This is a genomic window from Salipiger bermudensis HTCC2601, assembly GCF_000153725.1.
Lineage (GTDB): Bacteria > Pseudomonadota > Alphaproteobacteria > Rhodobacterales > Rhodobacteraceae > Salipiger > Salipiger bermudensis.
Map to the genome: position 1 here is coordinate 3,168,756 of NZ_DS022276.1, position 20,892 is coordinate 3,189,647.

Sequence of the window (20,892 nt, forward strand, 5' to 3'; positions counted from 1 at the left end):
GGCCCCCTGACATGAGGAGACCGCTACCATGGCGACCCGCAAGACCACCGACGAGACCGTGACCGTCAAGATGACCGGCGCGCATACCTACAAGACCGGGGCCTCGACGCGCCGCACCCTTCCCGAGGGCTGGTCGGGCCCGGTGCCGGCCGCGATCGGCGCCGAGATCGAGAAGGCCGGCAAGGGCAAGATCCAGAAGCCCAAGGCCGCCGACAAGACCAAGGCCGCGAAGAAACCGACCAAGGCCGCGACCAGCGCGCCGGCGGCCCCGGCTGGCGCAACCGCCCCGGCGGAGACTGGCGGCCAGGCCCAGGGCGGCGCGGCTGGATCCGGCGACGGCGCCACCGGCTGAGCCCGATGGATCCGTTTCTGCGGTCTGTCGAGACCGCGTTCGAGCAGCACGGGATCGAGGCCACCCTCGATCCCGATGGCGCCGCCCTGGCCGTGCGGCTCTTGCCGATGCGTGGCGACGACATCGCCGATTTTGGCTCGATGCAGATCCAGGAGCCCGGTGGCGTGTTCGAGATCCTTGCCAGCGCTTTCGCCGGCCACGATCGAGGCGCGACGCTCGAGATCGGCGGCGAGCGCCGGCGCGTGAAACACACCCAGGTGCGCGATCCCCGCCGCTTCAAGGTGCAGCTGAACACGGTGCCGCTATGAGGGACCGGCTCGAGGCAGCGCTCGAGGGCAACCTCGTCGACTTCATGGCCGAGGAACTGGATCTCACCGAGCGCGCGGTGACCAGCGGCGTGCATGGCCGCGCCGATCGCCTCAAGGCCGCGCTGCGCCAGGACGTGATTTCCGGTGGGCTCGGCCGGCGCGTCGCGCGCAGCTGGCAGTCGAAGAATTATCCGACGCACGGCGCGTCGCTGGGCGCGGCCGCCTACGTCTATACCAAGGCCGAGACGCTGATCGAAGCCTTCGACGCCGGCGTGACGATCAAGTCGCGCGATGGCTTCTGGCTCGCGATCCCGACGCCCTCAGCGCCAAAGCGCGGCATGGGTCGCAAGCGGATCAACCCATCGAATTTTCCCGAGCATCGCTTCGGGCCGTTGCGCTTCGTCTACCGCCCGCAAGGGGCCTCCCTCCTGGTGGTCGACAACCAGCGCCAGACCAAGGCCGGAAACTACACCCTCTCGCGCAGCAAGCGCGCGCTCAGCAGCGGCAACGGGCTGTCGACGGTGCCGATGTTCTGGCTGATCCCGCAGGCGCGCCTGCGCCGGCGTCTCAACGTGGGTGCGGTCACCCGCACCGTGGCCGCTGGCCTCGCCGGCGACATTGACGCCGCGTTCAAGACAACCCGCCGCCGGAGGCTGCGATAATGCCGAGCAAACATGAGGCCGCGATCGTCGCGCTGCAGGGGCAGCTCGAGGCGCATGAGGCCGCGATCTTCCGCGAGCATGATCTGCCCGAGGACTGCCCGCCCGAGGGGCTGATCAACATCGTCCCGGGCGACCCGCAGGAAATGGGCGTGCGGCTCGGGACCGGCGTGCGCGAATGGCAGCGCGGCGTCGAGCTGGAATGCGTGGTGCAAGGCGCTGATGCCGCCACGCGCGACGCGGCGATCGACGCGGTGCTGACCTCGGCGGCGGCGCTGCTGATGGCCGATCGCACCCTCGGCGGTGCCGTCGATTTCTTGGTGCCTGGCGCGCCGGAGGAGAGCGAGGCCGTTCCCATGCCGGGGGCGGAGAGCCTCAAGGGGTCGGTGCTGTCCGTCGCCCTGTTTTACGAAACCCCCGAAAACCCGATGGAGAATTGACCGATGCCCAACGCACGCGGAGATCAGGCGAAACTGCTGGCACGGCGCCAGTCGACGTTCGGCGCGGCCGAGGCCGCCGCCGATGGCGCGTTCTACACGCTGCCTTACTACAGCTACAGCGTCTCGCCGACCGGTGAGCTGGCGAATGACGAGGCGATCTATGGCGACGCCTTCCCGGGCGAGGTGGTCCAGGGCCTTCGCAATCTCGCCGGCAGCTTCGAGGTCCCGATGGGGCTCGACAGCATCGGCTGGCACCTGGCGCAGATCCTGGGGCTACCGACGACCACGGGCACCGGTCCCTACGTTCATACCTTTGCGGCTGCGGCTCAGCCCTCGATCCTGCTCGCGACGCACGGGATCAGCCACGGCGGCGTGTCGCAGCACTTCACCCAGGACACGCTCGCGACGACCGGCATGGAAATCAGCGCGCAGAAGAACGGCACCCGCCAGCGCGTGACCTTCAACGCGACCGGCCGCGAGGAAGTGAAGGCCGGCGCGACGCTCGACGCGACCCCGGTCGAATATGCGGCCGATCCGGTTCCGGTGAGCTTCCAGGGCTCGCTGAGCATCGACGGCAGCGAGGTGGCCGGCGTGACCTCGGTCGGGCTGACCCTCAACACCGGCCGCGAAGCGGATCAGGAAACCATGAACGGCGCCGCCACGGCGGCCGAGATCTCCGATGGGGTCTGGGATCTGGGCGGCACGCTCGGTGCCCGGTTCCGCGACGCCCAGCTCTATGACCTGGCCGACGCCGGCACGGCCTTCGCGCTGACGATGGCCTGGCAGATCAGCGCCAATTACAGCCTGTCGATCAACGTGCCCTCGCTGCTGCTCGAGCGCACCGGTGTGCCGATCACCGGCCGCGGCTTGATCGCCCAGGACTACAACTGGCGCGCCAACCGGCCGGCGACCGGCGCCGAGCTGATCGAGGTCACGCTCACCAACGCGACCGAAAACTACGCAAACGCCAGCTGATGGTCTTGCGCCTGGTGCGCGGCCTCACCGAGGGCCGCACAATCGAGTTGGGGTATGGCGTCACGGTCACGCATCGGGCCTTCACCTATGCCGACCTGCGCGAGGCGGAATCCACCGCCTTGCGCCTTGCTCGCGAAACCCTGCCGGCAACGCGGGCCTTCGACGCGGCCTCGATCGACGACGAGGATCTGCCGCCCGAGCACGAGGAGGCGCTGCGCGGTCAGGCCGCGCGGCACTTGGTCAAGCTGCTGCTCTTGCGCTTCGGCACCGGATGGGGCGGCCTCGAGACCGATCGCGGCGAGCCGGCGCCGCTTGAGGCCGAAAGCATCGACCTGTTCCTTGATCTGTTCCCCGGCGTCGCCTCTGCCCTTCACGGGCAGCTGCTGTCGCCCTGGCATGAATTGGAACGGGAGGGAAACGGCTACGCGCCCTCGCCCTCTACCGCTACAGCGGGGGGCTGAGCCATTGCCAGGACTGCCGGGCGATGCCCGGGTATTCCTGCGCACGGTTCGGCGGTGAGGGCGCGTGCCCGGAAGACTTGCACATGCCGCAATCGGTCGAGGGGCGCGCGATCGCGGCCCTTGGCAGCCAGATCCTGCACCAGCGCCGGATCGGCGCCCGAGGCTATGTCGGCCTCGACTTCGCGGCTTGCCTTGCGCTGCTCGAGGCGCAGGGCATCCCCGAAAAAATCGCATCGCTTTTGCTACCGCATTGGGAGGCGGGCCTGATCGAGGCCGGCGCCCGCATGCGTGACCAGGACGGGACCGAATGAGCAACACCGCGCGGAATTACACGATCCGCCTGTCGGCTGCGGGGCACCGCCAGCTCGAGCAGGATCTCAAGTCGCTGGGGGCCTCCGGCGAGCGCAGCCTGCGCCGGATCCAGGGCGCCGCTCGACCGGCCTCGACCGGCATGCGCGAGACCGACCGCGCGGCGCGCGAGCTGCGCGGCTCGCTCGGGGCGATCTCGGCCGAGCTGCCGGCGCTGCAGCGCGTTGCCCGGTTCATGGGCACCACCGCCCTTGCCGGCGGTCTGGTGGCCTTCGGCCGCAGTGCGCTCAATGCCGGGCGCGAGTTCCAGGCGATGATGCAGCGCGTCGAGGCGGCCACCAAGGCGAGCGAGGCGGAGATCGCGCAGCTGTCCGCCGCCGCGAAGGATCTCGGCGCAACGACCGCGTTCACCGCAACGCAGTCGGCCCAGGCGATCGAGGTGCTTGCCAAGAACGGCCTCGACGTGACAACGATCCTGGGCGGGGCGCTCGACTCCTCGATCTCGCTCGCCGGGGCGCTCGGGTCCGAGGTGGCGCCGGCGGCCGACCTGGTCACCGACCTGATGCAGCAATTCGGCCTCGAGGCCGACAAGCTGCCCGAGATCGTCGATCGTGTCACCGGTGCCGCCTTCACCTCGAAATTTGGCTTCGATGATCTGCGCCTGGCGATCGCCCAGGCCGGCGGCGTCGCCGGCACCACCGGCGTCGAGATCGAGGAGTTTCTCACCGTCCTGTCGGCGACCGCCTCGAGCTTCGCCAGCGGCTCGGATGCGGGTACGAGCTTCAAGACCTTCCTGCAGCGGCTGACGCCGGAATCGGCGAAGGCGGCCGGGGTCATGAAAGATCTCGACCTTCAGTTCTTCGATGCGCAGGGCAACATGCGCACGATGGCCGAGATTGCCCAGGAGCTGCAGGACGGCCTCGCGGGCCTGTCCGAGGAGGCCCGCAACGAGGCGCTGAAAACCGTGTTCGGCACCGACGCGATCCGCACCGCGGCTGCGCTGGCAAAGCAGGGCGCCGAGGGGATCCGAGATCTCTCGAGCGCGATCGGCGAGATCTCCGCCCAGGAACAGGCCGAGGTGCGGCTGCGCGGCCTCGACGGGGCGTTGAAGGAGCTGGCGGCCGCCTGGGAGGCGCTGAACCTCGAGGCGGCCGAGAATGGCGGCCTTGACCTCGCCGAGGAGGCGGTGCGGCGGGTGACCGACGCGCTGCGCTACCTGACCGAAAATTTCGAGCTGGTCGAGGAGGTGGTCGAGCGCGTGGCGAACGCCTTGACCGTCTACCTGGTCGGCCGGGGCATGACGCTGGTGATCGCGAAAGCGGTCGCTGTTCGCGCCGCGCTGATCGAGATCGCCGGGGCCGCGAGCGGTGTCGGCACCGCCGCGGGCCGTGCGGCCGCGCCCATGATGCGCTTCGGGGTCGCGGCGCGGGCGCTGACCGGGATCTTGGGTGGCCCGCTGTCGCTGGCGATCACCGCCGGCTCGCTGATCGCCTTCGGTCTAGATACCGATGTCGCGGCGGATGCGGTCGAGCGGGCCGAGACCGCCGCGACGCGCGCCGCAAGCGCGCTCGATGCCTACCAGGAGGCCAGCCGGCGCGCGGCAGAGGAACAGAAGGGCCTTGGGGGGCAGGTTTCCGAGACGACCCAAAACATGCTGAACCAGAGCCGCGCGGCGCTCGAGCAGGCGCGCGCGGATCTCGAGCGGACCTATGCAGAGGCCCGCGGCGCCCTGAGCGGCAGTTTCTGGGATGGTGACGGCATCGACGATTTCCGTGGTCGCATCGCGGGGCTGGCCCAGCTCGAGGGGTCCGATCGGAGCGATCTCGAGCGCGTCCTCTGGCCCGAGGATGCGAAGAACGATTTTCTTGCGCGGATGGCCGAGGCATCCTCGGCGGTCGAGTCGGGAAAGATGGCGGTTGCGGATTTTGTCGCCGAGTTCGACGCGATCCGCGCGGTCGGCGCCAGCCTCGAGCCGGTGCGCGATCGGCTGATCGAGATTCTCGACAGCGGCGATCGGCTGGTCGGCAATGACATGGTTTCCGAGCTGGCCGGCGCGGCGCGCGAGGCGGGGCTTTTTGCCGATGAGATCGCCGCGCTCGAGGCCGCCTCGAGTGAGGCCGAAATGGCGAGCGCGGTCGACGACCTGGCGCGCGCGCTGACCGAGGCACTCGAGGCCGGCAAGGTGCTGCGCGACGAGGGGCTGTCGGGCTTTCGCGAAAACATCACCGAGCTGGCGGGCGTCGAGGAACAGCTGGGGCTGATCCATGACCAGCTGAGCGCCAACCATGAGATGGCCGAGGATCTGAAAGCTGATCGACCGTTCGACGAGACCGGCGACAGCGCCCGAGCGGCGGCCGAGGAGATCGAGCGCCTGAGCCGGGTTTACGGGGAGTATCAGGCCGGCCGGGCTGCAGCGCCAAAGCCGGTCGATATGCGGCCCTGGGAACAGCCGCGCTCGCAGTTCGATCCGACCAACATGGACCCGGCGACGGTGCGCGCCCTCGCCGTGCTCGAGCAGGCCTCGGGAAAGACCTTCAAGATTTCTTCCGACTACCGATCGCCAGACGAGAATGACGCCGCCGGCGGGGCCAAGAAGTCGCAGCACATGCAGGGGCGCGCCTTCGACATCGACGTGTCGGATATGTCGATCGACGAGCGGCTCGAGCTGATCAAGCTGGCGCGCAGCGTGGCCGGTTTCGGCGGCGTCGGGGTCTACAGCAACTCTCTGCACTTCGACACCGGGGCCGAGCGCGCCTGGGGGCCCGATTACACCTCGGGCTCGGTTCCGGCATGGGCGGCAGAAGCGGTGGGCATGTACGGCCGGGGATCCAGCGCTGGCACCACCACGACCGACGATCTCGACGCGCAGGCCGAGGCGCTCGAGCGCGTGGTCGCGATCGGTCGCGATCAGCTCGAGCAGCTGCGCCTCGAGGCCGAGCTCGCCGGTCGGACGGTCGAGGAACAGGCGCGGCTGACCTTCCAATATGAGGCGGTGAAGCGCGCGAAAGAGGCCGGGATCGACCCCGAGACTGCGCTCGCGGACAATGGCCGCCGGCTGATCGAGGTGATCGACGAACAGGCTGCTGCCTATGGCCGGCTCATGGCCGCGCGAGAGCAGGAGGAAGCCACGGCCGAGGGCATCGCGCGCTCGACGGAACAGGCGGCCGCCGATGTCGAGGCCTGGAAGGGCCAGATCTCGGGCGCCTTCGACAATCTCAAGCCCGGCGGCGCAGGCGTGGAGGCGTTCTGGGATGATCTGACCTCGATGATCCTCGACAAGCTCTGGTCGCTCGCCCTCGATCCGATCTGGGATCAGCTGGCGCAGCTCATGGATCAGGCCTTCTCGGGCTTCGGTGGCGGGATCTCGTTTGGCGCGGCCGCCGGTGGCGCTGCGACAGGAGGCTACAGCGCCTCGGCCGGGGCGATGACCTCGGGCGGGCTCTATCGCAACGGCGGCCTGATGCTGCCAAAGCGCGCCGAGGGCGGCGGGTTCCGCGACGTGCCCCGGGCCCAGGGCAAGCTCGAGGGTCTCGGAGGAAAGCGCCAGGATAACCTGCTTTTCTGGGGCTCGCGCGGCGAGTTCATGCAGCCCGCAGACGCGGTCGATCACTACGGCGTCGAGTTCATGGAGGCCGTTCGCACCATGCGCCTGCCCAAGCGGGCTGATGGCGGCGGCTTTGCGGATGCGCCCAGCTCGGCGGGCGGCGGGCGCTCGTCGCCCGCGAGCGCACCAGAGATCACAATCAACAACTACGGCGCCAAGGTCTCGACCCGTCGCACCAGCGGCGGCGGTCTCGACATCGATGTTGAGCAGGCGATCGACGATTACTTTGACAGCGGTCGCGGAAACCGCGCGATGAAGCGCAACTATAGCCTGCGCGCAACCCCGAAAGGCAAATGACATGCCCGCATGGCCCTCTGAGCTGCCGTTCTTTTCGAGCCGGTCGGGATACAATCTCGACGGCCCCGATGGGCATATCCTGCGATCCGAGATGGAGGTGGGGCCGGCAAAGCGGCGGCGTCGCACGAGTACCGCGCCGCAGGCCTTCTCGGGCAAGATCGAGCGCCTGACGCTGTCGCAGCTGGAAACGTTCATAGAGTTCTACCGCACCACCCTGGGCGACGGGGCGCTGTCCTTCGATGCGACCGATCCGCTGACCGGCGAGACGCACAGCTATGCCTTTAACGGCCCGTACTCGGTCGGAGTGCATCGAAACAAGGTCGACGCCACGCTGTCGGCAACGCTCGAGATCCTGCCATGAGAAACCTCTCCGACCGCCTGCTCGCCGCGACCTACGCCCAAGAGAGCGCCGAGGTCTTCGTGCCGATCGTCAAGCTCACGCACTCCGATTGGACGGAGTCGGTGCGCTGGGTGCGCGACACGGTTGCGCTTGTGCATGGCGGCGAGACCTATTCGCCGTTTCCGTTTGATCTCGCGCTGCCCGAGGACAAGGACGAGGGGTTCCCGGTCCTGCGGTTCTCGGCCCAGAACGTCACCCGCGAGATCATCGGCCAGCTGCGAAAGGTCCGAAACGAGGTGCTCGGCGAGGTCAGCTGGGTGCTGGCCGCCACGCCAGATGTCGTCGAGATGGGCCCGTTCGAGGTCCAGATCACCGGCATCGAATACGATGCGCTGACGATCAACGGCGTGATGACGATCGAGCCGATCCTCGAGGAACAGTTCGGGTTTCTCGAGATGACCCCGAGCGTCTGCCCCGGCCTGTTCTGATGTGGTCCGATGATTGGGTGGGCCTGCCTTACGCCGAGCTGGCGCGGGGTCCGGAGGCCTACGACTGCCTCGGGCTGTTCCTGGCCCTTCACCGCGTGCGCTTCGGGCGGGATCTGCCTGACCCAGAATTGAGCATTCGCGATGCTGTTCGGCAGGGCGCCGTCGACACCTACCGCCCGCGCTATGAGCGGGTGAGCACCGCGCAGGAGGGGGATGCCCTCCTGTTTCGCATGGCCGGGCGCCCCCTGCACCTCGGATATGCGATCGACAACACCGACATGCTGCACATCGACGCCGTGGCCGACAGCCGGGTCGAGTGCTGGCGCCGTGCCTCGTGGCTCGGCAAGCTCGAAGGAATTTACCGCATTGCCTAAAGACCTGGCTCATATCGAAGCGGTCGGACAGCGCCACCCGCTCAAGCACGAGATGATCAACATCCAGATGCCCGAGGGCTGCACGATCACCGAGATCGTGCAGAAGCTCGACCTCGAGACGGAGCGCTATGGCATCCCGATGGTGACGATGGTCCGCGGCGGTGAAATGTCCGTGGTTCCGCTCAATATGTGGGGCAAGACGCGCCCGAAACTCGGGACGGATATTCAGGTGACGTTCCCGAAGCGCGACCCCGGCTCGATCGCGCTGATCGCGTCTCTGGCGATTCCGCAGGCGGCAACGGCGATTGCTGGCTCGGCGGCGCTTGGACTGACGGTGGGATCTCTGGCTTATTCGCTGGTCGTCGCCGCGGTGACCATCGTCGGCACTCTGCTGGTCCAAGCCCTGATCCCGCCGGCGAAGACCGAGGGCGCCTCGGGGGTCCAGAACTACGCGATCACCGGCACGGCGAACGCGGCCAACCCTTATGGCGTGTTTCCGACCGTGCTTGGCCGTCACCGGATCTATCCGCCGCTGACCGCGACCGGCTTTTCTGAAAACGCCGGTCAGGATGTCTACTATTACGGGCGGATGACCTTCGGCTATGGGCCGCTCGCGTTGGAAGATCTGCGCATCGGCACCACCCCGATCACCGAATTTGCCGCGGCTGAGGTGGAGCTCGAGTTCCGCAACGTGGATCGGGATCTGACCCTTGCGGCCATGCCGGGACTTGCCCCCTTCGTGGTCGACCGAACCGGCGAGGAGAACAAGCCGCGCTTCAAGCTGACCGAGGTCGGCAAGACCTGGACCTACGCGCCGCGCGCGGTGGCCGATCAGGTGACGATCGAGTTCAACGTGTCGGCGCAGGACAAGATCTCGGGCTACACCTTCATCGTGGAGGAGGCGGTCGCAGGCTCTGGCACATGGGCGCAGGTCGCCAGCTTCACGCTCCAGGACCCGGTGACCAATCACGACCCGCTCAGCGGCCTGCAGGAAACCCGCACCTTCACCTCGGCCAGCTACTCGGACGGGGTGGAGCGCGAATACCGCGTGACGCTCACCGGCTCGACCCCGCGCACAGGTGAATACACTGACAACTGGCTCACGTTCTTCAGTGGCAAGGGTGTCGATGCCGTCACGATCACCAAGGCGACGGCGACATATCACGAGGTGCAGCCCGGCTGGCGCTATGGCACCGACTCGATGTTCCTCTATCCCGAGGACATCACGCAGGACGACGAGAACGCTCTGCCCGAGCCGGGCGCGCCGGTGGTGCGCTACACCCGTGAAGCGTCGAGCGCGGCCTCCGTCGACATCTCGTTCTCGCGCGGCCTCTACGATGGCACGGATGACGGTCTCGAGTCTCACGACGCCAGCTTCGCGATCTATTACCAGCCTGTCGCCGGCGGCATCGTCGAGGAAGACTGGGTGCTCGTCGCCAGCCCCACCTACGAGGCGAAATCGACCACGGCGCTGCGCTACACGGTGCCGATGTCGTTCCCGGAGCCGGCGCAGTATGCGATCAAAATCGAGCGGACATCGGGGATCGACTACAGCACGCGCGACCAGAACCGCGCTTGGGTCACCGCGATCCGCAGCATGACCGGCGAGCCCCTGCCCAGCCCGGAAGGCATTGCCGAGGTCGCATTCAAGATCAAAGCCAGCGACCAGCTCAACGGGCGGCTCGACAGCCTCAACGGCATCGTGCAGCAGCTGGCCCCGGTCTGGGACGGCAGCGCATGGACCGACCCGCAGCCGGTGCGCCATCCTGCATGGCTTTACGCGCAGGCGCTGCGCGGGCCGCAACAACGCCGCCCGGTGGCCGACAGCCGTCTCGACCTCGATGCGATCAAGGCATGGGCCGACCAGGAGCCGCACTGGACCTGCGACTACGTGATCGACACGCCCACGCAGACCGCCGAGGTGCTCGACGTGATCTGCGCCGCCGGCCGTGCCCGCCGCACCCTGTCCGATTTCCGCTGGTCGGTGATCCGGGACGGCGCCGCCGGGCCGGTGCGCCAGACCTTCACGCCGCGCAACTCGTGGGGCTACAAGGCTCAGCTGGCGTTCCCGCGCGAGATCCACGGCTTCCGCGTCAAGGCGCGCTCCGAGCGGCTCGAGTGGGAGGAGGACGAGATCCTTGTCCTGAAGGACGGTTTCACCCGCGAGACCGCGACCGAGCTTGAGACGCTGCAGCTGGCCGGAACGGTGGTGACGGCCGACGACGAGGACGAGGGCAACGCCTACCGCCTCGGGCGCTATCACCTCGCCGTCGCCGAGAACCGCCCGGAGACGCACACCTTCTTCGCCGATTGGGAGCACATTCGCGTGCAGCGCGGCGACAAGATCAGGCTGGTGCATGACGTGCCGCTGATCGGGGTCGGTGCAGCGCGGATCAAGGCGATCACCGAGGATGGGTCGGGCAACGTCGCGACCATCACGCTCGACGAGCTGTTCGATTTCGAGCGCGACAGCTTCCGGCTTGCGGTGCGCAACGTGCAGGCCGAGGTGGTCTTCCAGGCCCTCTCGCCAGAGGATCCGCGCACCCGCGTCTGGACGCCCGAGGTGCAGGTCTTGGCTGCCGACATTGCGGTGGGTGATCTGGTGGCGATCGAGGAGACCGAGCAGGTCAGCGCCGAGATGCTCGTGACCGGGATCTACCCGCGAAAGGACGAGAGCGCGAAGATCACCTGTGTCGATGCGGTGCCGGCGATCCTTCAGGCCGATACCGGGACGATCCCGACCTACTCGCCGATTGTCACGAACCCCCGCGAGCGGGCGGATTATGGCCTGCCGCCCGCGCCGGTGGTGATCTCGGCATATTCCGACAGGACAACGCAGAGCATAGAGCAAAACGGCGCGGTCACGCCTCGGATCTCGGTGCAATTCGCTCCGGTGCTCGCCCGGCAAAACCTGTCTGGCGCCGGCGTGCAAATGCGGTGGCGCGAGAGCGTGGCCGGTGCAGCGTGGGCCTACGGTGAGCGCGTGGATCTCGGGGCCCAAACGATCCTCACGGGTGGGCTTATCGAGGGCGCCGAGTACGAGGTGCAGGTTGTCGCGACCTCGGCAACGGGTCGCGGGCGCGGCTGGGTCTCGGCCGGGCTGGTGATCGCGGCATCAGACGCGCCTAATCCGCCGAAGATCGATGCGACGTTTTCGGCAACGGCCATCTCAGACGAGAGCGGAGCCGCGCGCCGGCCGGCCATCTCCCTGACATGGCTTCCCGTGTCTCAAGGTGTGCGCGCGGTGGCGTGGCAGGTGCGCGTACCTGGTCGCGAAGCCATTGCAGGCAAGGCGCTCGACGTGGCCGAGGGGGCCGCGTCTATCAGCGCGGGGATCTTGCCGCTCGCGACCTATGAGTGCCGCGCGAGCTTCCTTACAGGTGCCGGCGCCTACGAGTGGGGCGATTGGCAGACAATCACCACAAGTGATGTGCGGCTTGGTGCGGCAGATATCGCCAACGGTGCGATCGATGAGGCCCGCCTCTCGGCGGCTCTGAGCGCCAGGCTTGATGAGGCTGAGGCAGATGCCAATCAGGCGCTGCTCGATGCCGCGGCGGCGGCGCAGGATGCTGCGGTGGTGCAGGGCAATCTCGATCAAGCGGTGCTCGATCTCACTGGCGATTACACAGCGGCTGAGCAGGCGGCGGATGACGCTGAGGCCGCGCGCGATGCGGCGCAGCTCGCCCGCGACAGCGCGGCGGCGCATCTTGCGAACGCGGAAGCGGCGCAAGGGCTGGCCGAGGATGCGCAGCAGGCGGCCGAGCTTGCAGGCGACAGTGCGGCGGTTGACGCTGCAGATGCCGAGACTGCGCGACAGTTGGCCGACAGTGCCCGGATCGCGGCCGAGAGCGCTGAGGGCGATGCGCAGGCGGCGGCGACCCTAAGCGCTGAGCAGTACAACCTCACGGTGTCGGTTGCTCGGGGGCTGCTCCCTTCGACCTTCAAGGATGGCGGCGTCTACTGGAAGCACAGCCTGAGCGGTGACCCGAGTGCGGGCGGCTTTGGCAACTCCTGGAGCTTCAAGCAGGCCGCCGATGGCGTGTTCGTGGCCTGGACCTCGGCGACGGGGGCCAACCGCCACCTTGGGCCCTATGACTATGTGCCGCTCACCGAGGGGCGGCGCTATCGCATGACCATTACGGCGCGGCTCACCGGGTTTGGCGGTGCCGATTTGCTCCGCATGCAATGGCGTGGGGTCAACGCCGATTTCTCTGGGGGGAGCCCGATCACGGCGAGCAATCTGACCTTTCCAGTGGCTGGCGAGTGGTCGCAAGGCGTGGTCGAGTTCACCTATACCGGTTCGACGGTTTACGAATATGCGCATCCCTTTGTCTATGTGGCATCGGGTGACGTGGCGGCCGGGGCCGAGCTGCAGGTGCGGCGGTTCCTGGTCGAAGATGTTACCGAGGAATACAACGCCGGCCAATCTGCCTCGGCAGCGGCCACCAGCGAGGCCGAGGCCAGCGCCTATGCCGATGACGCGGGCGAAAGCGCGAGCGCGGCGCAAAGCGCCTCGGTGAGTGCCTCCACCTCCGCCGGAAACGCATCCACCAGCGCCACGGACGCGGCCGCGAGCGAAAGCAGCGCTGCAGGATCTGCATCAACGGCCGTGACGGCCGCCGATACAGCCACTTCGGCCGCGAATGACGCGGGCGACAGTGCCGACGCAGCAGCGAGCAGTGCCTCGGCGGCGTCTAGCAGCGCAACCGGCGCGAGCCAGAGCGCGAGCGCGGCGAACACCAGTGCGACCAATGCGGCCACCAGCGCTGGCCAGGCCAGCACCAGTGCGCAACAGGCATCGGCATCTGAAACCAACGCGGCGGGTTCAGCCTCGGCCGCTAGCAGCAGTGCCGGGGTCGCGGCAAACAGCGCCAGTGATGCGGGCGATAGCGCTGACGCGGCCAGCACCAGCGCGAGCGCGGCCAGCACCAGCGCCAGCGATGCGAGCCAGAGCGCGAGCGCGGCGAACACCAGCGCGACGAACGCGGCCACCAGCGCCGGCGAGGCCAGCACCAGTGCAGGCCAGGCTAGCACCAGCGCCAGCAACGCGGCGGGCTCGGCCAACAGCGCGAGCAACTTCGCCACGGCCGCGGCCAACAGCGCCAGCGATGCGGGGGATAGCGCAGACGCGGCCAGCAGCAGCGCGAGCGCGGCCAGCACCAGCGCCAGCGGGGCGAGCCAGAGCGCGAGCGCGGCAAGCTCGAGCGCCAACACAGCCAGCACCAAGGCTGGGGAAGCCAGCACCAGCGCGAGCAACGCCGCGGCCTCGGAGAGCAGCGCAGCAGGATCGGCAACGGCGGCGCAGATCTCCGAGACCGTTGCGGCGCGCACCGTGGCGGAAAACGCTCACCCGGTCGGCTTCGATGAGGATGGCAAGTTTTTCTCTCACGCGATCACCGGAGATCCGGCGCTCAAGGGCGATCTCATGGTGGGATTTCGTGATACCGATGAGGGCCGGGCCGCCTATGTCGCGGTGTCTGAAACCGGCAACAGGCATTGCGTGCCGAAATACTACCTCCGCACCTCGCCGGGTCGGCGCTTCCGCTTGACGATAATTGCGCGACATACGGGTGCATTCGGGGATCAGGATGCGAATGCCCCGCTTCACTTGCAGTTCCGCCGCATCTCCTCGGACTACACTTCAAACGGGGATAGCTGGACCACCGCATGCCGTTTCTCGGCGCTCAACGTGTTTGAGACATTCACCGCCGAGTTTACCGATGGCGATGCCCTCTCGCCGTATATGTGCGGCTTTGCCTTCTGGGCGGGCGGCTATGACGGCACCAGCGGAAACGTCGATATCGCCTATCTCGCTTTCGAGGATATCACCTCGGAGCACGAGGCGGCGCAATCCGCGGCGGCCGCGAGCACGAGCCAGAGCAGCGCGGCAGCGAGCGAGAGTGCCGCGAGCCAATCGGCCTCGGCGGCGCAAACCTCGGCGAGCAACGCGAGCACCAGCGCCGGCAACGCCTCCTCCTCGGCGACGGCCGCGGCGAATAGTGCCTCGAGTGCCGCCAGCGCCGCCAACAGTGCGTCGGCCTCGGAGCGGATTGCGGCGATCACGCAGAAAAGCTCGGGCACGCGCAACCTGGTTCTGCAGCCCGATGGGAATGATGGCGTAGACCTCTGGACCTGCGGCGCTGGCGGGCCCAACACGAATGCGAGCGTTCCGAGCGCTGCGGCGGCCGGGGATCTCTCTATCAGGTTGAACGATGGCGCGCGGGTCGATCCGCACTATCGCGGCAACTTCAACGGCCGCAAGTGGAAGATGAGCGCGTGGGTGCGGACCACCGGAACGGCTGCGATCTCGCGTTTCGCCCTTCGGGGGAGCACCACCGGGGGAAACGCCGTCAACTCGGTGGGGGCCGTGGAATTCCCGGCAAATGCCGGGTGGGCCTTTTACGAGGAGATCATCGAGGTAAGCCATGACACGCAAGAGCTGGCACCTGGTTTCGATCTGACCGATGGCGGCAGCATTGTCGTCTATGATGTGCAATGCCGGGATGTGACCGAGGAGGAAAGCGCCGCCGATAGCGCAGAGGCCGCCAGCGTGAGCGCCTCGAGCGCGCAAAGCTATCGCGACAGCGCGAGCAGCTCCGCCTCGAGCGCCTCAAGTTCGGCCAACACGGCGACCACGCGAGCCGGTGATGCGCTCACCTATCGCAATGAGGCTGCGGCCAGCCGGGACGCGGCTGGTGGCAGCGCGGATGCGGCCAGCCGGGACGCGGCTGGTGGCAGCGCGGATGCGGCGGCCGATAGTGCCGTTGCCGCGGCTGTAAGCGAGCAGACGGCCGCACGGATCACCGCGCAGGGCATGGGCTGCATCGAAGATCCTCTATTCGCCCTGTTCGGTGAGGCCGGTAGCACCTGGGGCGCATTCGTGAATGGTCCGACGAGCGAGAGCGCCAACGAGATTTTCCCGAGCGGCAAAACCCTCACGTTCAATCGCACCGACTACACGCTCAACGAGGGGCTTGTGCTCACAAACGGCAACGGCTGGTCGGGGCCGGTCAACGAGCCGGCCTATGTCGTGGAGGTGGTCTTTACCTTTGTCGGCGGCACGGGCCTCGGTGGTGCTGGCGTTCTGATCGACTGGAACCACGACAGCGGCGAGAGCCGCACGCAATTTTCGCTCGAGAGCATGATCAACGGGACGCTGCGCGCGGGCCAGGTGTGCTATGCCTCCAAGGTATTCAAGCGGCCGGCGGGTTTCCCTGGCAACTTCACCAATCACGATGTTTGGTTCATGTCGAGCTACTCGAGCCTCGGGGCCCGGGAGCGCAAGCACCTCAAGGTTCATCGTTTTCAGATCCGCCCCGCGCGGGCGGATGAGACTGAGTTCCTCGAGGTGGCGGCCACCGTCGATGAGGATACGCAGACGCTTGCCACGCTTGACGGCAAGGCGCAGGCCGCCAAAGGCATCGCGGTCACCGCCACCTCTGGCGGCAACAGCTATGTCTCGGAGATCCGACAGACGAGTTTCGCTGATCCCGATGGCAGCGGCGGCTCGCTGATCCAGCTTCGCGCCGATAGCGTCCTGGTCGACGGCACGCTCACCACCGGAAAGCTCGCGGTTGGATATGGGGGCAATCTGCTCACCAATACCGGATTTTGGGCCGGGCTGCGCGACTGGTCGATGGGGGCAGTCGGCGCGGCGGGTGCTGAGACGGTGTATGCCGTGCGCCCCAAGGGTGCGAGCTTCGCGGGCGACGTTTACCCGACGCTTTTCATGCGCCAGCAGGGAAGTGAGGCGAGCGGTTACTCTGATCTTGTGCATTCGCCGGTCAATGATGAGAGCGGCGCCGGGGCGTCGGGTGTCCCAATTACGCCGGGGCAGACCTATGAGGCTTCGATCTTTGCCTCGATGCACCGATGCTCGGGTGAGTTGCGCATCAAGTGGATAGACGGCGACGGGAATACGATCAGCTACACCGGGCATGAGGATATTCCCGTTGGTAGCGGGAGCAGCAACAACCCCAACACCTGGCAGCGCATCGTCAAACGCGGGGTCGCGCCTAGCAACGCCGCCCGCGCGCAGCTCCACATTCGCAAGCTGCCAACGAATGCGGGGCAATCCGATAGCTATCTGTTCCTGCACAAGCCGATGCTTTGCGAGACGGTGCCCAACGCCACCGAAATCACGCCATACAGCCCCGGCGGGGCAACCTTCATCGACGGCGGGCAATTGATTTCCGACACCGTGGACACTCGCCACATGCGGGCCGGTAGCATCACCGCGGCCTCGGGCATCCTCGGCGAAGCGGCGGTGCAGAAAGCCAATATCGGCGATGCGCAGGTTGATACCCTGCAGATCGCCGGCAATGCCGTGGTGGTGCCAGTGCATGCGCAGTTCGGGAGTGTGACGCAGATCTCGAGCTTCAGCACATGGGTGTCGGGGGTTGCCTATGTCAATATCGAGCGGGTCGCGGGCCTACCAACACAGGTTTCCTTTGGCGGCCAGCTCGCGGGCATTCCGCCCTTTGTTCGGTTCGGCGATGGGGCTGTTGCCGGTTTCCGGGTGATCCGCAATGGCGTGGTGATCGCGCAGAACCTCGCGCATTGCTCGGGCTTCAAGGGTTCCCGAAGCACGTTCTCATTCACCGTTCAGGATAACGACAGAAGCGGCGGCGTCGTGCGCTATGCGATCCAGGCGATCAGGATCTCGAGCACCCGCAATGACAAGACCCCGCAAATCATCATGCCCTGGATGCGGGCCACGCAATACAAGAGGTAATCATGGCGAGCGATGCCTATATCGTTTTCGAGACAAGCGGCTACCGGGTGATTGTCGGGTGGGGCTACACCCCCACAGGCACAACGCCGGCGGCTGGCGTCGGCGAGGATGTTGCGTTCCCGACCGAAGCGGATTTCGATGCATTCCTGAGTGAGCTGGAAACCAGCGGTTACCCCTACCGCTACCCCGAGACGGATGGCGGGGCGTATTTCGAGGCCTATTGGCTGAGCAATGACCGGATCGGCTTTGGCCACCTCAGTGGAGGTGTCCCGCCCGCCGGCGAGGGATCGCCTGCCGAGGAGGTTCGCGCGGACCGTAACGCTCGCCTCGATGAGTGCGATTGGACGCAGCTCGACGATGTGGACCTCACCGCCGCCTGCAAGAGCGACTTTGCCACCTACCGCCAGAGCCTGCGCGACGTGCCGCAGCAGGGCGGTTTCCCCAGCTCGGTGACTTGGCCGACACGGCCGGCCGAGGTCAAAACCTGATCCCGAAAGGACCAAGATGCAACGCCTTCGCCCCCTATCAATCCTCGAGCAAGCGCTCGAGAACCACTATGCCGAGCTGTCCGAGCCTAGCGTAAAATGGCCTCTTGTGCCGCTCAAGATGGCGCTTGCCGTCGCCGGTGTGAACAAGGGCGAGGAGGATCGCGCTGTTGCCATCGCGATCAACGCGCTCAAAACGCTGAGCGGTACAGAGCGCGAGGCGGTCCTGGCGGAGTATGAGGTGCCGGCCGTGGTTGCGCTCAACCTCGAGGCCGATCTCCCCTGGCCGGAACCTATGCCGCTGGTGGATCACCTGCCCGCGAGTGAGGTGGATCTCGAGGCCTATCGCGCCTGGGCGCTCGAGCGGGTGAATGCCATCACCGCGAAGGCGCGGGCGCCGCTGCTCACCGACATTCCGGGGCAGGAAATGCTCTATCTGCGCAAGGCCGAGGAGGCAAAGCGGTTCGTCGGGCTCACTGAGGTGCCGACCGATCTGAAGGCGGCTGGGTTCAAGTTCCTCGCCGATGAGGTCGGGGTTTCGGCGGCGACCGCCGAAGACCTTGCCGCGTTGTGGCTCGAGATGGACGATCAGTGGAGTGATCTGGCTGCCGCGATGGAGCGCCCGCGACTGACCGCAGCGGCGGCGATCAGAGGCGCCGAGGCCGCACCTGAGATCGCCGCGGCGCTCGAGGCATTCGAGGACGGGATCTCGGGCGATCAGGCCTGAGGAGGCGCCGTGAGCCTCTGGCGCTACCGCTAGAACCACACGACCCGCCGCCGGCGGGCTTTTTTATGACCGGAGGCAACGTGCTCGGCAAACCATTGGAATTCTGGGTCGCGCTTGCCGCCGGGGCCTTAATCGTCATCGAAAGAAACAGGGCGCGACCGTTCGTCGGGCGCGTCTTCATCGCCGCGATCAGCGCGGGCATCGGCTACAGCCAGACGCCCGAGGTCGCGCTTTGGACCGGTCGCAGCGAGACGCTCGTCGTCATGGTGCTGACCGCGTTCGGATACATGCTCCTCGACATCGTCGCAGCGGTTCTGGCCGATCGGGAGTTCGTCAAATCCATCATTCGGGAGCGGCTGGGAAAATGACCCATACACGCGCAGCACTGCTGCAGTATCGCGGGCTGGTCGGAGTCTTTCTGTTGCTCGGGCTGGCCTACCTTGTCGCGCCTCTGGCGGAGACCCGGTTCTGGCCGGTGACGACGCCGTTCGAGCGGACGGCCGTTCGCTCTGTTCAAGACGGCGCGGCAGTCGAGCTGCAGGGAAGCGCGGTCAAGCTGCGCGGCGGCTGCAAGTATCGAGGGATCGAGGTCTTTCTCGGCGCTCGGGGCAATGGGGTGAGGATCCCCGGAGCGCATTTCAAGGACCGGCCTCAAGAGCGCGGCGAGGGCGTGCAGTCCTGGGAGCGCCTCTACATCCCGGTTCCCGAGTTCATGATCGAGCAGACCTTCGCGGATGTGCTCTCGGCCTGTTACCGCGGCGAGCGATACCTGACCCGCACCCATTTTTGGTGATCCCCGACACCACCGACACCTGCATCGCCCGGCCATCGCGCCGGGCTTTTTCTTGGAGGAATGACTATGCGACTGATCGAAAATGCCGGCGCCGTCGCGCGCCGATCGCACAGCATGTGGGGCTTCTACCTCACCGGCGTGTTCCTGATCCTGCCCGACCTGATCTGGGTCGTGGCCGGGATCGACACCAACCCGAGGATCTGGTGGGTCGCCGCCTTCGCCGCGTGGATCTACGGGATGATTGGGCGGCTGAAGGACCAAGGCATCGACCGGACCACGGTGCGCAGCGCGCCGCTGATCGGCGTCCTGGCGCTGGTGCTGGTCGCAGGCGGGGCGTTGGCGACCGGGCAGCGAGCCCATGATCCTGCGCCTGTCGCGCCGGCCGTTTCGCAAGCCCAAGCGGCAGAGGCGGCATTTCTCGACGTGGCGATCCCGCTGGTGTCGAAATGGGAGGGGCTCGAGACCGAGGCCTACCGCGACCCTGTCGGGATCTGGACCGTCTGCTATGGCGAAACGCAGGGCGTGCAGCCGGGTGACCAGTACACCGCCGAGCAGTGCGCCGAGATGCTCGGCCGCCGGATCCTCGAATACCGCGCCGGGCTGCACCGGCATTTCACAGCCGACACCCGGGCGCGGCGCCTGCCGCCGACCAGGGACGCCGCCTATTCGAGCCTCGCCTATAACGTCGGCGTCTCGGCCGCGGGCAAGAGCACCGCCACGCGCCGCCTCAACGCCGGGGATGTGCCCGGAGGGTGCGAGGCGCTGACGTGGTGGAACAAGGCCGGCGGGCGCGTGTTGCGCGGCTTGGTCAACCGCCGCACCGATGAGCGGCGCTTGTGCATGGTAGGTGTGGCATGACCCTTGCGCTGATCATCCTCGCTCTGCTGCAGGTCTGCGACGTGCTGAGCACCATCCGCGTGCTCGAGGCAGGTGGCTACGAGCGGAACCCTTTCGTCGCGAAGCTCATGGACCGCTTCGGGCGGTTCTGGTGGGTGCCCAAGATCCTCCTGGCCGCCGGCGCTGCAGCGCTGATCTGGTGGGCCGGCGCTGTGCTGCTGATCTGGGTGCTGAATGCGGTCTATGCGGCTGTCGTCGTCAACAACCTGCGGCAGGTGTGACAATGCTGAGCAAACTTCTGATCGCGCTCTGCGCGGCCCTCATGGCCCTCTGCGCCGTGCTCTGGTTCCAGCTGAGCCGAGCGCAGGACGCCGCTGCCCGGCTCGACACCTGCCGGGATGTCCTCAACCTCAACCGGGAGATCTCCGATGAAACGGACGATGATCTGCTGCGCGGCATTTCTGAGCCTTAGCGCCTGCGCCGTGCCGGGCGACTTCTGCGATGTCGTGCCGTTCGAGAAGCGTTTCGAGGCGACCGAGACCGCGCCCCAGATGCTCAAGACCGACCGGGAGGATGTGAAGCAGATCCGAGTCGAGAACGAATACGGCCGGCGGCACTGCAGCTGGTGACGAGATCCGCCGGCGCGGTGCCGGCGGTGGGCGGGCCGGGTCGCCACATTCCACTTTTCCCGGATACCAGATCCGAACCG

20 protein-coding genes are annotated in these 20,892 nt (G+C 67.1%); all 20 read left to right on the forward strand.

Annotation, left to right across the window (positions count from 1 at the left end; genetic code table 11):
* Positions 1–28: 28 nt before the first annotated feature.
* Positions 29–352 (forward strand): hypothetical protein, encoded by a 324-nt coding sequence (locus R2601_RS14950; protein ID WP_007799787.1) that lies wholly within the window; start codon positions 29–31, stop codon positions 350–352.
* Between the two features lie 5 nt (positions 353–357).
* Positions 358–660, forward strand: a complete 303-nt coding sequence (locus tag R2601_RS14955; protein WP_007799788.1) for a head-tail joining protein — start codon at positions 358–360, stop codon at positions 658–660.
* Positions 657–1,322 (forward strand): DUF6441 family protein, encoded by a 666-nt coding sequence (locus R2601_RS14960; RefSeq protein WP_007799792.1) that lies wholly within the window; start codon positions 657–659, stop codon positions 1,320–1,322. Before R2601_RS14955 ends, R2601_RS14960 begins: the two co-directional genes overlap by 4 nt.
* On the forward strand, positions 1,322–1,759 hold the full coding sequence (locus R2601_RS14965; protein ID WP_007799793.1) for a hypothetical protein: 438 nt from the start codon (positions 1,322–1,324) through the stop codon (positions 1,757–1,759). The genes R2601_RS14960 and R2601_RS14965 overlap by 1 nt, the downstream gene beginning before the upstream one ends.
* 3 nt (positions 1,760–1,762) lie before the next feature.
* Positions 1,763–2,734: a phage tail tube protein gene (locus R2601_RS14970; RefSeq protein ID WP_007799794.1), complete on the forward strand. Its 972-nt coding sequence runs from the start codon at positions 1,763–1,765 to the stop codon at positions 2,732–2,734.
* Entirely contained in the window at positions 2,734–3,195 is a 462-nt protein-coding gene (locus R2601_RS14975) for a hypothetical protein (RefSeq protein ID WP_007799796.1), read from the forward strand. Before R2601_RS14970 ends, R2601_RS14975 begins: the two co-directional genes overlap by 1 nt.
* A gap of 23 nt (positions 3,196–3,218) precedes the next feature.
* Positions 3,219–3,506 (forward strand): DUF7697 family protein, encoded by a 288-nt coding sequence (locus R2601_RS14980; RefSeq protein ID WP_144266916.1) that lies wholly within the window; start codon positions 3,219–3,221, stop codon positions 3,504–3,506.
* Positions 3,503–7,405, forward strand: coding sequence for a phage tail tape measure protein (locus tag R2601_RS14985; RefSeq protein ID WP_007799801.1), 3,903 nt, complete (start codon positions 3,503–3,505; stop codon positions 7,403–7,405). The genes R2601_RS14980 and R2601_RS14985 overlap by 4 nt, the downstream gene beginning before the upstream one ends.
* Before the next feature lies 1 nt (position 7,406).
* On the forward strand, positions 7,407–7,766 hold the full coding sequence (locus R2601_RS14990) for a hypothetical protein (RefSeq protein ID WP_007799803.1): 360 nt from the start codon (positions 7,407–7,409) through the stop codon (positions 7,764–7,766).
* The gene (locus R2601_RS14995) at positions 7,763–8,233 is read left to right on the forward strand and encodes a DUF1833 family protein (RefSeq protein WP_007799805.1); all 471 of its coding nucleotides are present in this window, start codon (positions 7,763–7,765) and stop codon (positions 8,231–8,233) included. Before R2601_RS14990 ends, R2601_RS14995 begins: the two co-directional genes overlap by 4 nt.
* Positions 8,233–8,607: an NlpC/P60 family protein gene (locus R2601_RS15000; RefSeq protein ID WP_007799806.1), complete on the forward strand. Its 375-nt coding sequence runs from the start codon at positions 8,233–8,235 to the stop codon at positions 8,605–8,607. Before R2601_RS14995 ends, R2601_RS15000 begins: the two co-directional genes overlap by 1 nt.
* Positions 8,600–17,341: a host specificity factor TipJ family phage tail protein gene (locus R2601_RS15005; protein ID WP_007799808.1), complete on the forward strand. Its 8,742-nt coding sequence runs from the start codon at positions 8,600–8,602 to the stop codon at positions 17,339–17,341. Before R2601_RS15000 ends, R2601_RS15005 begins: the two co-directional genes overlap by 8 nt.
* Positions 17,342–17,343: 2 nt before the next feature.
* Complete coding sequence (locus R2601_RS25545) at positions 17,344–17,829, forward strand: tail fiber assembly protein (RefSeq protein ID WP_007799811.1); 486 nt, start codon at positions 17,344–17,346, stop codon at positions 17,827–17,829.
* 16 nt (positions 17,830–17,845) lie between these two features.
* The gene (locus tag R2601_RS15015) at positions 17,846–18,553 is read left to right on the forward strand and encodes a hypothetical protein (RefSeq protein WP_040544765.1); all 708 of its coding nucleotides are present in this window, start codon (positions 17,846–17,848) and stop codon (positions 18,551–18,553) included.
* A 65-nt stretch (positions 18,554–18,618) separates the two neighbouring features.
* Complete coding sequence (locus R2601_RS15020) at positions 18,619–18,921, forward strand: hypothetical protein (protein WP_007799813.1); 303 nt, start codon at positions 18,619–18,621, stop codon at positions 18,919–18,921.
* Positions 18,918–19,346, forward strand: coding sequence for a hypothetical protein (locus R2601_RS15025; protein ID WP_007799814.1), 429 nt, complete (start codon positions 18,918–18,920; stop codon positions 19,344–19,346). The genes R2601_RS15020 and R2601_RS15025 overlap by 4 nt, the downstream gene beginning before the upstream one ends.
* 66 nt (positions 19,347–19,412) lie before the next feature.
* Positions 19,413–20,204 carry a glycoside hydrolase family protein gene (locus R2601_RS15030; RefSeq protein WP_007799815.1) on the forward strand — a complete coding sequence of 264 codons (792 nt, stop codon included), beginning with the start codon at positions 19,413–19,415 and terminating at the stop codon, positions 20,202–20,204.
* Positions 20,201–20,464, forward strand: coding sequence for a DUF5658 family protein (locus tag R2601_RS15035; RefSeq protein WP_007799816.1), 264 nt, complete (start codon positions 20,201–20,203; stop codon positions 20,462–20,464). Before R2601_RS15030 ends, R2601_RS15035 begins: the two co-directional genes overlap by 4 nt.
* Before the next feature lie 2 nt (positions 20,465–20,466).
* A complete protein-coding gene (locus R2601_RS26675; protein ID WP_007799817.1) occupies positions 20,467–20,655 on the forward strand; it encodes a hypothetical protein in 189 nt (62 codons plus the stop codon).
* The gene (locus R2601_RS15045) at positions 20,612–20,812 is read left to right on the forward strand and encodes a hypothetical protein (protein WP_050768418.1); all 201 of its coding nucleotides are present in this window, start codon (positions 20,612–20,614) and stop codon (positions 20,810–20,812) included. Before R2601_RS26675 ends, R2601_RS15045 begins: the two co-directional genes overlap by 44 nt.
* Positions 20,813–20,892 lie beyond the last annotated feature (80 nt).

Bases quoted from the DNA above. Each gene is read 5' to 3' on its own strand.
- R2601_RS15045 (WP_050768418.1), top strand. From the start codon at position 20,612: ATGAAACGGACGATGATCTGCTGCGCGGCATTTCTGAGCCTTAGCGCC.
- R2601_RS15030 (WP_007799815.1), top strand. From the start codon at position 19,413: ATGCGACTGATCGAAAATGCCGGCGCCGTCGCGCGCCGATCGCACAGC.
- R2601_RS15035 (WP_007799816.1), top strand. From the start codon at position 20,201: ATGACCCTTGCGCTGATCATCCTCGCTCTGCTGCAGGTCTGCGACGTG.
- R2601_RS14955 (WP_007799788.1), top strand. From the start codon at position 358: ATGGATCCGTTTCTGCGGTCTGTCGAGACCGCGTTCGAGCAGCACGGG.
- R2601_RS14970 (WP_007799794.1), top strand. From the start codon at position 1,763: ATGCCCAACGCACGCGGAGATCAGGCGAAACTGCTGGCACGGCGCCAG.
- R2601_RS15020 (WP_007799813.1), top strand. From the start codon at position 18,619: ATGACCGGAGGCAACGTGCTCGGCAAACCATTGGAATTCTGGGTCGCG.
- R2601_RS14965 (WP_007799793.1), top strand. From the start codon at position 1,322: ATGCCGAGCAAACATGAGGCCGCGATCGTCGCGCTGCAGGGGCAGCTC.
- R2601_RS15015 (WP_040544765.1), top strand. From the start codon at position 17,846: ATGCAACGCCTTCGCCCCCTATCAATCCTCGAGCAAGCGCTCGAGAAC.
- R2601_RS15000 (WP_007799806.1), top strand. From the start codon at position 8,233: ATGTGGTCCGATGATTGGGTGGGCCTGCCTTACGCCGAGCTGGCGCGG.
- R2601_RS15025 (WP_007799814.1), top strand. From the start codon at position 18,918: ATGACCCATACACGCGCAGCACTGCTGCAGTATCGCGGGCTGGTCGGA.
- R2601_RS14990 (WP_007799803.1), top strand. From the start codon at position 7,407: ATGCCCGCATGGCCCTCTGAGCTGCCGTTCTTTTCGAGCCGGTCGGGA.
- R2601_RS14960 (WP_007799792.1), top strand. From the start codon at position 657: ATGAGGGACCGGCTCGAGGCAGCGCTCGAGGGCAACCTCGTCGACTTC.
- R2601_RS14985 (WP_007799801.1), top strand. From the start codon at position 3,503: ATGAGCAACACCGCGCGGAATTACACGATCCGCCTGTCGGCTGCGGGG.
- R2601_RS26675 (WP_007799817.1), top strand. From the start codon at position 20,467: ATGCTGAGCAAACTTCTGATCGCGCTCTGCGCGGCCCTCATGGCCCTC.
- R2601_RS25545 (WP_007799811.1), top strand. From the start codon at position 17,344: ATGGCGAGCGATGCCTATATCGTTTTCGAGACAAGCGGCTACCGGGTG.
- R2601_RS14995 (WP_007799805.1), top strand. From the start codon at position 7,763: ATGAGAAACCTCTCCGACCGCCTGCTCGCCGCGACCTACGCCCAAGAG.
- R2601_RS14950 (WP_007799787.1), top strand. From the start codon at position 29: ATGGCGACCCGCAAGACCACCGACGAGACCGTGACCGTCAAGATGACC.
- R2601_RS14975 (WP_007799796.1), top strand. From the start codon at position 2,734: ATGGTCTTGCGCCTGGTGCGCGGCCTCACCGAGGGCCGCACAATCGAG.
- R2601_RS14980 (WP_144266916.1), top strand. From the start codon at position 3,219: ATGCCCGGGTATTCCTGCGCACGGTTCGGCGGTGAGGGCGCGTGCCCG.